At 62.2% G+C, this 13470-nt stretch carries 10 protein-coding genes and 2 rRNA genes; 9 read left to right on the top strand and 3 right to left on the bottom strand.

Annotated features, from left to right (window positions below):
• The 9 genes from ACT8II_RS05415 to ACT8II_RS05375 form a co-directional block, all read left to right on the top strand.
• A 23S ribosomal RNA gene (locus tag ACT8II_RS05415) occupies positions 1–975 on the top strand; the annotation flags it as partial.
• Between the two features lie 146 nt (positions 976–1121).
• A 5S ribosomal RNA gene (gene rrf, locus ACT8II_RS05410) occupies positions 1122–1237 on the top strand.
• A gap of 190 nt (positions 1238–1427) precedes the next feature.
• Positions 1428–1976: a holo-ACP synthase gene (acpS, locus tag ACT8II_RS05405; protein WP_294123996.1), complete on the top strand. Its 549-nt coding sequence runs from the start codon at positions 1428–1430 to the stop codon at positions 1974–1976.
• Entirely contained in the window at positions 1973–3580 is a 1608-nt protein-coding gene (locus tag ACT8II_RS05400) for an NAD(P)H-hydrate dehydratase (RefSeq protein WP_443813243.1), read from the top strand. Before acpS ends, ACT8II_RS05400 begins: the two co-directional genes overlap by 4 nt.
• Positions 3581–3583: 3 nt before the next feature.
• Positions 3584–4735, top strand: a complete 1152-nt coding sequence (alr, locus tag ACT8II_RS05395; RefSeq protein WP_443813242.1) for an alanine racemase — start codon at positions 3584–3586, stop codon at positions 4733–4735.
• 39 nt (positions 4736–4774) lie between these two features.
• A complete protein-coding gene (locus tag ACT8II_RS05390) occupies positions 4775–5482 on the top strand; it encodes a uracil-DNA glycosylase (RefSeq protein WP_443813241.1) in 708 nt (235 codons plus the stop codon).
• Position 5483: 1 nt separating this feature from the next.
• On the top strand, positions 5484–5987 hold the full coding sequence (gene tsaE, locus ACT8II_RS05385; protein ID WP_443813239.1) for a tRNA (adenosine(37)-N6)-threonylcarbamoyltransferase complex ATPase subunit type 1 TsaE: 504 nt from the start codon (positions 5484–5486) through the stop codon (positions 5985–5987).
• An 85-nt stretch (positions 5988–6072) separates the two neighbouring features.
• Positions 6073–8508 (top strand): tRNA (adenosine(37)-N6)-threonylcarbamoyltransferase complex transferase subunit TsaD, encoded by a 2436-nt coding sequence (gene tsaD, locus ACT8II_RS05380; protein ID WP_443813238.1) that lies wholly within the window; start codon positions 6073–6075, stop codon positions 8506–8508.
• 470 nt (positions 8509–8978) lie between these two features.
• The gene (locus tag ACT8II_RS05375) at positions 8979–10820 is read left to right on the top strand and encodes a carbon starvation CstA family protein (RefSeq protein WP_118652703.1); all 1842 of its coding nucleotides are present in this window, start codon (positions 8979–8981) and stop codon (positions 10818–10820) included.
• 149 nt (positions 10821–10969) lie between these two features.
• On the opposite strand, the gene hypE is transcribed toward ACT8II_RS05375, so the two are convergent.
• Genes hypE through ACT8II_RS05360 form a run of 3 tightly spaced genes read right to left on the bottom strand, consistent with a single transcriptional unit; the run spans position 10970 to position 13455 of the window.
• The gene (gene hypE / locus ACT8II_RS05370; RefSeq protein ID WP_443813236.1) at positions 10970–12079 is read right to left on the bottom strand and encodes a hydrogenase expression/formation protein HypE; all 1110 of its coding nucleotides are present in this window, start codon (positions 12077–12079) and stop codon (positions 10970–10972) included.
• Between the two features lie 15 nt (positions 12080–12094).
• On the bottom strand, positions 12095–13219 hold the full coding sequence (hypD, locus tag ACT8II_RS05365; RefSeq protein WP_443813235.1) for a hydrogenase formation protein HypD: 1125 nt from the start codon (positions 13217–13219) through the stop codon (positions 12095–12097).
• Positions 13216–13455 carry a HypC/HybG/HupF family hydrogenase formation chaperone gene (locus ACT8II_RS05360; RefSeq protein WP_118652709.1) on the bottom strand — a complete coding sequence of 80 codons (240 nt, stop codon included), beginning with the start codon at positions 13453–13455 and terminating at the stop codon, positions 13216–13218. The genes hypD and ACT8II_RS05360 overlap by 4 nt, the downstream gene beginning before the upstream one ends.
• Positions 13456–13470 lie beyond the last annotated feature (15 nt).

Here is a 13470-nt window from a genome sequence, read left to right as displayed (position 1 = left end):
TAACGGTCCTAAGGTAGCGAAATTCCTTGTCGGGTAAGTTCCGACCTGCACGAAAGGCGCAACGAATTGGGCGCTGTCTCGACCATGGACCCGGTGAAATTCCACTAGTCGTGAAGATGCGACTTACCCGCGGAAGGACGGAAAGACCCCGTGAACCTTCACTGCAGCTTGGCATTGGCCGCTGGCCCGTCGCGTAGAGGATAGGCGGGAGGCTTCGAAGCCCGGGCGCCAGCCCGGGTGGAGCCGACCTTGGAATACCGCCCTCGGCGCGCCGGCGTCCTAACCCCGGGCCGTGATCCGGCCGGGGGACCGTGCCAGGTGGGTAGTTTGACTGGGGCGGTCGCCTCCTAAAGGGTAACGGAGGCGCGCGAAGGTCCGCTCGGGACGGTCGGCAACCGTCCTCAATGAGTGCAAGAGCGTAAGCGGGCTTGACTGCGAGGCAGACACGCCGAGCAGGTGCGAAAGCAGGCTCTAGTGATCCGGCGGCCCCGCGTGGGTGGGCCGTCGCTCAACGGATAAAAGGTACTCCGGGGATAACAGGCTGATCTTGCCCAAGAGTCCACATCGACGGCAAGGTTTGGCACCTCGATGTCGGCTCATCGCATCCTGGGGCTGGAGCAGGTCCCAAGGGTTGGGCTGTTCGCCCATTAAAGCGGTACGCGAGCTGGGTTCAGAACGTCGTGAGACAGTTCGGTCCCTATCCTCCGCGGGCGCAGGAGAATCGAGGGAGGCTGCCCCTAGTACGAGAGGACCGGGGTGGACGCACCTCTGGTGAACCGGTTGTCGACCAACGGCACGGCCGGGTAGCCACGTGCGGCGCGGATAACCGCTGAAGGCATCTAAGCGGGAAGCCGTTCCCGAGATCAGTTCTCCTTCCGGTAAGGGCCCAGGTAGACTACCTGGTCGATAGGCGGCAGGTGCAAGCGCGGCGACGCGCTCAGCCGAGCCGTACTAATAGCCCGAGCTCTTACCCGCATCCGACCGGCGGGACGCCATACTAACGTATCAAAGGTGTCGCGTCGTCACGGTCAGGTCGATTCCGGATCCGCCGCGGAAGTCGCTGTGCGGCCCTCAGGGCACGCGCGTGTCACCCGGGTGGACGGTACGAGAGCCGCCCACCGGTCAGCGGCCATTGCGTGCGGGGCACGCCCGGTCCCATTCCGAACCCGGAAGCTAAGCCGCACCGCGCCGATGGTACTGCGGGGGAAGCCCGTGGGAGAGCAGGGCGCCGCTGACCGGTGGACGGCTCTCGCCCCCTTGCGGGGGCGAGTCGAGGGGGGAGCGCGAGCTCCCCCCTTTTTTCTTCCCCCGCAGCCCCGCGCGGGCGGGCGGGGAGGCGATATCGTGACAGCGCACCTTGCAATGATTTTGCGCACCCATGATAGATACAATAGTGATGGTATGCCTATTGATATCGGGAGGTGCCTATGGCCGAGGCTGGCATCGGCGTTGATATTGTCGAGATTGCCCGCATGGAACGAATCATGCGCGACACTCCCGGCTTCTTCCCGCGCATGTTCACCGAAGAAGAACGACAGTATTGTGAGGCCAGTGCAAGGCCGGCAGCACACTACGCCTGCCGGTTTGCCGCGCGTGAGGCCGTTTTAAAGGCTCTCGGTGTCGGATTTGGCCAAGAGGGCGTTGGGCGTAAGGACGTCTCTGTCTCTCGTGATGCCAATGGTCGCCCGCTTGCCGTCTTGTCTGGTGGGGCCTTGGCCGTTGCCCAGCGTCTTGGCGTGCAGGAAGTGGCCCTTTCCCTTTCGTTCACGGGTGAGCTTGCCGTTGCCAATGCCATGGCGATTACTCCTGATTTCAGGCCTAAAGCTAAGGAGGAGCGCGTTTCCGAACGCGAACGTCTCGCGCAATCTTTTCGCGAGGCGCGTTCGGTTCTCGACGAATTGGAACGCGTTCAAAACACTGAGCTGCTAGAATCGACTGGCGATGCGCCGGTTGTCGAGAAGGGTGGTGCCGCATGAAGCCTGTGCTGAATGTCGAGGAGGTTTTACGTCTCGAGGACCTCATTGAAAAGGAAGGCACCTCCAAGGCTGCGCTTATGGAGCATGCTGGCGAGTTTGCTGCTGATCGTGTGTACGAATTCGCGCCCAAACACGTTGTTGTCCTTTGTGGCTTTGGCAACAACGGCGGTGATGGATGGGTCGCTGCCGATATCCTCAGTCATAAGGGCGTCACGGTTGATGTTGTCACGCCCATCGAGCCCAACGAGATCAAGAGTCCCATTGCTCGCCATGTGGCTCGAAGGACGGCGGGGCGGGATGTTCGCGTCGTTGTGGGCCCTTCTCGTGATGAGCTTACCGCTATTCTCTCTAAAGCCGATGTGGTGCTCGATGCAATATTGGGAACCGGGTTCTCGGGGTCTGTCCGCGCGCCGTTTTCCATCTGGATTCCCGCGCTCAACGAGCTTGGCCTCACCGTTGTTTCCATCGATGTCCCCTCGGGTCTCAACGCTGAGACAGGTGTTGTTGATTCCGTCTGCGTAGAGGCCACGGCGACTGTCACGCTTCTCGCTCCCAAGATCGGTTTGTATAGCGGAGAGGGGCCCGAAGTTGCTGGAGAGATCTCCTGCGGTGAGCTGTATGACCGGCTTGACGAGGTGATTGACGACGTCGAGCATGCGGCAGAGATCATAGAGCCGGCGGACTTGGTGGAGTATATTCCAGATTTACCTGCCAACGTCAATAAATATAGTCGCGGATCCGTTTTGGTCGTCGCTGGCTCTGCAACGTATCCAGGAGCGGCAATTCTGGCGGCCAAGGCGGCCGCGCGCGCTGGTGCCGGCTATGTGACGGTTGCCGCCCCCGAGCCATGTGCCAACCTGATTCGAATGGCGCTTCCGTGCGTTCCGGTTGTGGGTATTCCCTCCGACTCCCGCGGTGCGTTCGGTGCGGCGGCGAGCTCCCCCGTTCGTGAGCTTGCAAAGAAATTTGATTGCGTGTTGTGTGGTCCTGGCATGACGGTGACGGCGGGCGGTATGCAGGTGGTGACCGACCTTCTGCGTACCGAAGTTCCCTTGGTGCTCGACGCCGATGCACTCAACTGCATGAGCAGGCTGGCAATCGGTGGAATCGAGGAGACGCCGGAGGTGTATCGTCGTGAGGCACCGCTCATCCTGACGCCGCATAATCGCGAGCTTTCGCGACTTGTGGGAGATGCGCGCGTCGATGATTTGAACTCCGCCATCGATGCGGCGCAAAAGCTTGTATGGGCCGCTGGTTCCGACAACCTCATCGTGATTGCAAAGGGCCCCTCCACGGCAATCGTGGGTGTTGAGAAGGTGCTCCTGCCTATGAGCGGTCCCGCATCATTGGCGACCGCGGGTTCTGGTGACGTGCTTGCCGGCATCATTGCCGCTAACGTCGCGGTGAGTCACGGCGAGGTCGATCGCTGGGAGCTGCTTTGCGCCTATGCGGTCGCCGTGCACTCGTATACCGGACATGCCGCCGCGGCTGCCATGGGCGAGCGAAGTGTCATCGCGACCGACCTGGTCGACGTATTGGGCGATGCCATGCACCTTGTCGAGAGCGAGGCGCTCAAGGATGCCGGGATCGAATTGGGGGAGTAGGTCATGCAGACGTTGAGCGAACCACCCACACGTTGGGCGTGGTCCGAGATTAACACGGGCGCCCTGCGTCGCAATACGCGAGCATTCAAGGGGCTTGTGGGAGCGCGTCAGCGCCTCTGCTGCGTGATCAAGGCGGACGCCTATGGACATGGAGCGGCTGCATGCGCAAAAGTCATGCATGCGGCAGGTGCCGACATGTTTGCCGTCGCAACGGTGCTCGAGGGCGTCGCCCTGCGCGAGGCGGGGCAGAAGCTCCCCATCCTTCTTCTGAGCGAACCTCCCATCAGCGCCATTGATGCGCTGCTTGAACACGAGATTATGCCCTCCGTGTATTCACCGGAGTTCGCATGGGCATATGGTGAGCGGGCGGCGAGCCTTGGCAAGGTGGGCAAGTACCACATGGCCATCAACACGGGCATGAATCGAATTGGCGTGCACTATACGGAGGCCATCGATTTCAGACGCAGCGTCGACTTTCATTCCGGGTTGCAATGCGACGGCACGTTCACGCATTTCGCGACTGCCGACGAACCCGATGGATGGGACCATCAGCTGCAGTGCAAGCGGTTCTCCGAGGCGATCTCCGGCTTGCGCGAGGCGGGCTTTGATCCGGGAATTGTGCATTGCGACAATACGCCGGGATCGATTTTGAACCCGTCGATGCATTTCGACATGATCAGGGCGGGAATCGGCTTGTATGGATTGCAGCCGTGTGACCGCACTGCCACGGTGTTTCCGCTTGAACCCGTGATGAGCATCAAGGCTCGCGTGACACATACGTGTCATCCGGCCATGGGCGAGGGAGTCGGCTATGGGTTTACCTACCGTGTCCCGCGCACGCGTGTTGAGATTTGCACCCTGCCGATCGGTTACGCCGACGGCCTTCCGCGCGTTCTGTCCAATCGTATGGAAGTGCTGTTCGATGGGCGACGCGTTCGCCAGGTGGGAAATATCTGCATGGATCAGTGCATGGTCGCCATCAGCGAAAACCCCATGCGCCCGGCACCCGAGGCCGAGGTGGGAGACCTTATGACGATTGTGGGGCGCGATGGCGAGGCGCGGATTACGCTCGACGAGCTCGCTGCCGCGTGCCAGACCATCAACTATGAGTTGGCATGCGGGTTTGGCATGCGCTTGGAGAAGATTTACGTATAAAGGGGCTCGCCGGGCTCGAGGTGACGAAGGGACTTCGCAATGGGTGTCATGCACATTCCCGGACATGAGAATCAGAAGCCACGGGAAGTCTCGCTCGATGAGATTCGTTCTGTCTTGGGTGACTGCAGGCTGTGCGAGTTGTGCCAGACGCGCACCAATATCGTGTTCGGCGTTGGGAATCCTCGCGCGCGCGTGATGTTTGTGGGGGAGGCTCCTGGTAAGAACGAGGATCTGCAGGGCGAGCCGTTTGTGGGGCGAGCGGGCGAGAATCTCAACGGAATCCTCTCGCTCGCTGGTCTGCGCCGTGAGGATATCTATATTGCCAACGTGCTCAAGTGCCGGCCTCCGGGAAACCGTAACCCCAAGGCGGACGAAGTCTTGGCGTGTTCTCCTTTTTTGCGCGAGCAGATTAGGAGCATTTGGCCGGATGTCATCGTGACGCTGGGAAATCCGGCGACGCATTTCGTGCTCAAGACGGAGGTCGGCATCACCAAGTTGCGCGGCCGCTTCCACCAAATGGGGCATTTCACCGTCATGCCAACCTTCCATCCTGCAGCCGCGTTGCGAAACCCGGCGTGGCAAGAGCTGCTCGAAGCGGACTTCCGCATGTTGGGGGAGTATTTGGCGCAGCATCCCGTCGATGCCGGACTGCGCACCGCCCATGAGGCACGTGCCAAGGGCGAGGGTGCAGGGACGTCGACCGTAGATGCCTCCAACTCGGATGCCCTGCCACGGATGGGAGAGTAGTATGGCGCTTTCGCGCAAGGGGGACCGGCTCTACGAGAGTGCGTCCGTTGAGGATACGGTTCGCTTGGGAGAGCTTGTCGCTGCCTGTTTGGCCGATGGCGACGTGTTGGTGCTCACCGGCGGCCTGGGTGTGGGCAAGACGCATTTCACCAAGGGCGTCTCGGCTGGACTGGGTGATGACCATCCCGTGACGAGCCCCACGTTTGCCCTGATGGCTGTGCATGATGGCGGACGCATTCCCTTGTTTCACTTTGACCTGTACCGCCTTGAGCACGCCTATCAGCTCGAAGACACGGGCATCTTCGATGTGCTCGGCTACGAGGGGGCATGTCTCCTCGAATGGGGCGAACAGTTCCAGAACGAGTTGACCGATGAGTATCTGGGCGTAGTCATATCGCGCGTCGAGGGTGAGCCCGCTGGGCGGAGTATCGAGCTTGCGCCACATGGCGCACGCGCGGAGGAGCTGGCGCAAGCCATCGACGCTGCGGTCCTGGCCGCGCGGTAGGTGCGTGGCTGCGGCTGCGCGGCACCCCCCGTTTGATCCCGGGGATGATTTGGATGAACGATTGCAGTTTGGAAGGGCGCTTCCGATGAAGTTGGACGATTTTCGCACGCTGATTGTGGCGATTGACACCTCGACGGACATGCTCGCGTGCTCGGTTGCCTGGTGGACGCCCGAGGTGTTCTTTGACGACACGCCCTCGCGTGCGTGCGTGGAGGTCCTGGCCTCTCGTGACCATCTGTGCCGCAGGCATGCGAACGTCGAGTTGGTCGATACGGTGAAGGCGACCCTGTCGGATGTCGGTAAGACGATTGAGGACGTGGGCGGGTTTTTGGTTGGACGCGGGCCCGGTTCGTTCACGGGGGTGCGCATTGGCATCTCGACGGCAAAGGGTCTCGCCTGTGGCGCGAATGTGCCGTTGATGGGCGCGTCGACGCTCGACGCCTACGCTTGGGCGGCGTGGCGCTCCGGCGTTCGCGGCATGATCGGCGTTGCGGCAGATGCCATGCGTGGCGAGATCTACCCGGCTTTGTATGAGGTGGGCGATGGCGGCCCCAAGCGCCTGTTTGAGCGAGAGCGCGTGATCAAAGCGGATCTCGTCGTCAAGGAGTGGACATCTCGGCCAGATGCCGCCGATATCCAACTCACGGGTGACGGCCTGGTGCGCTATGGGAAGCTTTTTGAGCCATCGGGCATGATGGCGCGCGCGTTGCCGCGTGAGCTTTGGTGGCCTACGGGCGAAGGGTTGCTCTTGGCTGCCGCGAGCCCCGAGGGCCTCATGGCCGCCGGCAGCAGTGATCCTGCCGCCGTGCTGCCCGTGTACACCAGGCTGTCCGATGCCGAGGAGAACGAGCGTAAACGCTTGGGGCTCGCCGAAAGCGTTAATACTGCCACGACCGGCGTGGCTGACGAGCTGGCGGGTCGCCACTTGCAGCTGCGCCCCATGGCGGCGGCGGATGCGGAGGCCATGGCAGCGCTGGAGCGTACGTGCTTTGTCGGCGCGGGTCACGAGCCGTGGAGCGCATCCATGTTTTTGGCGGAGCTTGACCCTGAGGCCCCGGCTGCCCGCTCGTGGTGGGTCGCTCACGACAACGGCGAGCTGATTGGATTTGCCGGCGGCATGGTCGTGGACAAGGACGTGGAGATCCTGGACGTTGCAGTCGCGCCCGAGCACCGCCGTGAGGGCATCGCGCGCAAACTGCTCGCGCATGTGAGCTATGACGCGCAGATGCTGGGGTGCACCTCGGCATCACTCGAAGTCGAAGCTGGCAATGCGTCGGCGATCGCCCTGTATGAGAGCCTGGGATTCGTCGAGGTGGGGCGTCGTCGTGGATATTATGGGGCAGGAGTCGACGCGCTTGTGATGGGGGCCTCCTTGCCCTTGGTGCTGCCCGTGGATGCCGCCTCGCCCGAGCCGACCGCGGCATCGGTGCGCGAATGGCCCCTGCCTGCACCTGAACGCACCGACGACGAGGCCGCCGAGCTCGCCCGTCGTCAACTTGTGCTCGCCATCGAGAGCTCTTGCGACGAGACGGCTGTGGCCATCATCGACGCCGCAGGCAATCTGCTGGCAAATCAGGTGTCGACCCAGATTGACTTCCATGCGCGCTTTGGCGGCGTTGTGCCCGAGATCGCCTCGCGAAAGCATGTCGAGGTCATCGTGGGCATTGTTGATGCTGCCCTGGGGGAAGCCGCGGTGTCGCTGGGGCTCAAGGGCGGTGCCATTGCTCCTTTCGAGCTTGCTGCCGTGGGCGTGACGCAGGGGCCGGGCCTCGTGGGTGCGCTGGTGGTGGGCGTGGCGTTCGCGAAGGGCTTTGCCTTCGCCGCGGATAAACCGCTTATCTGCGTGAATCACCTTGAGGGGCATCTGTTCGCCAACAAGCTCACCACGCCCGATCTTGAGCCGCCGTTTATCTTCACGCTCGTCTCGGGCGGTCATACCATGCTCGTGCATGTGCGGGCTTGGGGCGATTATGAGGTCATGGGCGAAACGCTCGATGACGCCGTGGGCGAGGCGTTCGACAAGGTCGCCAAGGCGTTGGGTCTGGGTTATCCGGGCGGCCCCGTGATTTCGCGCCTCGCGGAAGACGGCAATCCAAAAGCGATCGACTTCCCTCGCGCCCTTAACAGCAAGGGAGACTACCGCTTCTCATTGTCGGGCCTGAAGACCGCCGTGACGCTGTACATTGAGCAGGAGACTGCGGCCGGTAGGACAATCCATCTTCCCGATTTGGCCGCCTCGTTCGAAGCGGCGGTGTTTGACGTGCAGTACAAGAAGGCGAAGAACGCACTGCGTGAGACGGGTGCTCGCGAGTACTGCATCGGAGGTGGCGTCGCCGCAAATCCGCACCTGCGGAAGATGATGATCGAGAAGCTCGGCCGTCAGGGAATCCGCGTGACCGTGCCACCGCAGAACGCCTGCACTGACAACGCGGCGATGATTGCCGTGGTGGCCCGCGAGAAGTTCCTGCGCGGAGAAAGCTCCGACTTTACGGTGGACGCCGATCCCAATATGACGCTGTAGCGACCCCGGCCGCCCGCCACCGCATGGGCGTTTTGTCCGCCGCGAGTTCCGCACGAGCCGGAGGGTCCAGTGGACCCTCCGTGCGAGCAGGACTGCCCGAGCGCCGGACAAAACGCCCCTGCGGTGGCGGGCCTAGAGGCAGACTTGTGGCCATTGAGCCGAGCGCGGCGGAAACAGGGTGTTTCATAGTTCGAAACACGTGAGAAATATAGTTGACTCCATCTTGCTAAAGCGTGATACTGCACTATGTTCACTTTAGTCGATGAAAGCAGAAGGGCTTTCGTCAGGACCAAGAGGGTTTTTGAAGTCATGCATCAGTTCAGCCTATACATTCGCCTAATTATTAGCTAGCACGGGTTGGCGTGGTGTCGCCGCCCGTGCATTTTCACGGGCGGCTTATAGGTTGTGGGCCGTCGTATCGTTCGACGGCCCATTTTTTTGGCTTTAAATCTCACGAGGGGGAGGAAAACATGAACGGAGTTGTATTGATGGTGGTGGCGGCGGCGGTTTTGGCCGTCGGCTACCTGGGATACGGTCGCTGGCTCGCCAATACGTGGGGCGTTGACCGTGAGGCTCTTACGCCCGCTTGCCGCATGGAGGACGGCAAGAACTTCTCGCCCGCTTCGGCGTTCACCGTGTTCTCGCACCAGTTCAGCTCGATCTGCGGAGCCGGTCCCGTTACGGGTACCATCGTCGCCATGGCCTTTGGCTGGCTTCCGGTCGTGCTGTGGGTTCTTGTGGGCGGCATCTTCTTTGGCGCCGTGCACGACTTCGGTGCGCTGTACGCCTCGATGAAGAATAACGGCAAGTCGCTCGCACAGCTTATCGAGAAGTACATCGGTCGCACGGGCCGTCGCCTGTTCCTGCTGTTCAGCTGGTTGTTCTGCCTGATCGTCATCGCCGCGTTCACCTCGATGGTCGCCGGCACCTTCAAGTTCACACCCGACGCCGCCGGTGCGGTCGATGTTGCCAAGTCTTACGCCGCGGGTTGCGCCGGCACCATCTCCATCCTGTTCACGTTCGTCGCGATGGTTTTTGGCTGGGCTTGCAATAAGTTCAACCTCACGGGTGCCAAGCAGTTCGTTACCGGCGTCGTGCTCATGGTTGCCATGTTCGCCGTTGGCATGCAGTTCCCGGTCTACCTCGATCTCAACGGCTGGATCGCTGTCGTGATGGTCTATCTGGTCTTCGCTGGCGCCATGCCCATCCAGATGCTCAAGCAGCCCCGCGACTATCTGACCTCCATCATGATGATCGTCATGATCGCGTGCGCCGTGCTCGGCATCGTCGTTCTGGGGGCCAAGGGTCAGGCCACCATCACCGCACCGGTGTTCACGGGCTTCACCACCGCCTCCGGCATGATGTTCCCGGTCCTGTTCGTCTCCGTTGCGTGCGGCGCGCTCTCCGGGTTCCACAGCCTCGTGTCTTCCGGAACCTCCTCCAAGCAGGTTGAGAACGAGGCCGACGCCGTCAAGGTCGGATACGGTGCCATGGTAGTCGAGTCCTTCGTGGGCGTCCTTGCCATCATCGTCGCCGGCATCATGTTCTCCGACATGAACACCGCGGGAACCGGCGCGCTCAACGCCGGCGTCGCCTCCACTCCGTTTGCCATTTTCGCCACCGGCATTGCCCGCGGCATGCAGGCATTTGGCGTGGACGGCACCGTGGCCACCGTGTTCATGACCATGAATGTTTCCGCCCTCGCCCTGACTTCCCTTGACGCGGTTGCCCGTATTGGCCGCACGTCTTTCTCCGAGTTCTTTGCCACCAGCAATGACGCCCTCGCCGTTGAGAACGAGAAGACCGGCGTCATGAAGGTTCTCGGCAACCCGTGGGTGGCCACCGTTGTGACGCTGCTGCCCGGTCTCGCCCTCACCTTTGGCGGTTACCTCAACATCTGGCCGCTCTTTGGCGCTTCCAACCAGCTGCTCGGCGGTATGACCATGATCACGCTGGCCGTGTTCTGCAAGTGCACCGGCCGATCCGGTTGGATGCTCTACGTTCCCGTTGCGTTCCTGCTCGTGTGTACTTTCACGTCGCTCGGCATGAGCATCATGGGCTGCGTCACTGCGCTCCAGGCGGGCGGTATGGCCGTGATGGCAACCTCTGGTTTGCAGCTCGTCTTCGCCGTGCTGCTGGTCGCCTTGGGCCTGATCGTGGCCGTGAACTGCCTCAAGGAGCTCGTGGGCAAGGATTCTGGCTCCATGCCCGATGAGGAGCCCGAGTGGTCCGAGATGGGCGCCCGCGATTACCGCGCCGGTAAGTTCTCCGGTAAGGCCGAGGTTCCCGAGGGTATGGGCGTCGAGGCATAAATCCTCTTAGGACGCCTGCGGGTTGCCCGAAAGGGCACGGTCTGGGGCGTTCTTGCCCCGTCCTCGCATCAGCATAGCCCCCACGTGAACGGGCTTCGTCGTATGCGCGACGAAGCCCGTTTTTCTTCGGTCGTTTTGCTGCAGTCGATTTAGCAGATGCGGGGGAGCTGCTCGCCCACGAGCATGTCGAGGATGCGCGTTGAACCCCACGGGGTGCGCACGCGGACGGAGCCCGTTGTGCTCGCGGGTTGGCTGGAGCCATCGGGCAGCGCGGCGATCTCGCCGATGATGGCGGCGTTTTCGCCGTAGCGCGATGCGCGCATGGCGGCAAGGGCAGCTTCTGCCTCTTCTGCGGGCACGACGGCAACCATCTTGCCCTCGTTTGCCACTTGGAGCACGTCGTAGCCGAGCATCCCACACGCGCCGCGCACGGCGGGTTTGACGGGGATGGCCTCTTCATCAACGGCGATAAGGACGCTACTTGCCTGCGCGAACTCGTTGAGTGTGCTCGCAAGACCTCCGCGGGTGGGATCGCGGAAACACCGGGTGTGAGGTGCCGCTGCAAGCACGTCTGCGATGAGGTGGTTGAGTGGCGCGGCATCGCTCTCGATGGGCGTGGAGAATGTGAGGCCCTCGCGTTGACTCATGACGGCAATGCCATGGTCGCCAAGGGTGCCCGAGACGAGAACGAGGTCTCCCGGCAGGCAATTCGAGCCGGAGAGGTTGACACCCGCGGGCACGATTCCCACGCCGGCGGTATTGATGTAGACGCCGTCCGCCTTGCCGCGCTCAACGACCTTGGTGTCGCCGGTGATGATGCGCACGTCCGCTTCGCGGGCGGTTACGGCCATGGATTGGCAGATGCGTCGCAGGTCTGCGAGCGGATAGCCCTCCTCCAGGATGAATCCGCACGACAGATAGAGCGGTCGCGCCCCCGAAGTTGCCACATCGTTGACGGTGCCGCAGATGGCCAGCCGACCGATGTCGCCGCCGGGGAAGAACTGTGGCGTAACTACGAAGCTGTCGGTTGACATGGCGAGCCGCGCCTGCGCGGTCGTGTCGTCGTGGGTGGCGGGTCCACGGGTGGACGGCGAAGTGCCGATTGTGGCTGATGGGGACAGCTCGGCAACGCCTGCGTCGTTGCCGGCGAGGAGCTCGGGCGAGCCAAAGGCCTCGAGGAACACCTCGTCGATAATGCGCTTCATCATCTGCCCGCCCGATCCATGGCCGAGCTGCACGGTTTCTGCTTGTATGCCCATGATGCCTCCTTGGTGCTATGCGCGGTATCGATAGTACGCGGCGCAACTGCCCTCCGAGCTCACCATGCAGGGGCCGATGGGGACCTCGGGCGTACACTTCCGGCCAAAAAGCGGGCATTGGGTTGGTGCGATGCGCCCGCGAAGCACATCGCCGCAGCGACATCCCTGTGGCTCAACGGTCTGTTCGACTTCCACCTCAAAGCGGCGTGTGGCGTCGAATGCCGCGAAGTCGTCCCGTATGTGCAGTCCTGATTGCGGGATGGGGCCCAGCCCGCGCCAGATTGCGTCGCAGGGCTCAAAGACCTGATTGACGAGTGCGCGAGCGACTGCGTTGCCCTTCGTATCTACACCGCGACGGTATGCATTTCGGATGGCGGGTTCGTTCTTTTCGACCATGTCGACGAGCATGGCGATGCCCTCCAAGACATCGACGGGCTCAAAACCCGTGATAACGCCGGGGATGCGGAACTCATCGACAAGGAACCGGTACGGCTCGATGCCGGTAATGGTCGAGACGTGTCCGGGAAGGATGAACCCGTCGATGTGCGTATGCGGATCTCCTGCAATCGCGCGGAGTGCGGGTGGCGTGGTTTTGTGGGCGCAGAAGACTGAGAAGTTCCTGAGGCTCTGCGCCTGCGCCTCGAGGATGGCGGCGGCTATAGTCGGTGTCGTGGTCTCAAAGCCCACGCCCATGAAGATGACCTCGCTGCCGGGATTGTCATGCGCAAGCGAAAGCGCATCGAGTGGCGAATACACCATGCGCACGTCACGGCCCGCAACCTTCTCCGCCGCGAGCGAACTCGTTGACCCGGGCACACGCATCATGTCGCCGAATGTCGCAATAATGGCTCCGGGCACGCGCGCGAGGGCGATGGCGTGGTCGATGTCTTGATTGGCGGTGACGCACACGGGACACCCTGGTCCGGAGAGCAGACGCAGTCCATCGGGCATGACTGAGCGGAAGCCATAACGGCCGATGCTCACAGTGTGCGTGCCACAGACCTCCATGAGGTTGATGGCGTGACCGCCGGCGAGTGCGTGGATGGTGTCGATGAGCGATCGGGCAAGCGCCGGATCGCGAAAAGCGTCGAGTGGGGGTGCTGCGTTCGCCGCGACGTCTTTAGCGGTGCCCTGGGTCATGCCGGAAGTTCCTCATCAATCAGATCGGCAAGGTCTTCGACGATGCTGAGGGTTTCCGCTGCTTCTTGGGCATCGATGATTTGGATGGCAAAGCCGGCGTGCACCAGCACATAGTCGCCTACCGCGGCGTCTGGTGTGAGGCGTATGGAGACCTCGCGCTGCGCGCCGAGCATATCGACCGTTCCGCGCGCGTCATCGTGTAGCGAGAGTATTTTGCCGGGAACCGCGAGACACATGCCAACCTCCCAGGG

It is taken from the genome of Collinsella sp. (assembly GCF_052346665.1).
Classification (GTDB): Bacteria; Actinomycetota; Coriobacteriia; order Coriobacteriales; family Coriobacteriaceae; genus Collinsella.
The sequence above is the reverse complement of the archived record's forward strand: the minus strand, read 5'-3'. Positions and strand labels throughout refer to the sequence as shown.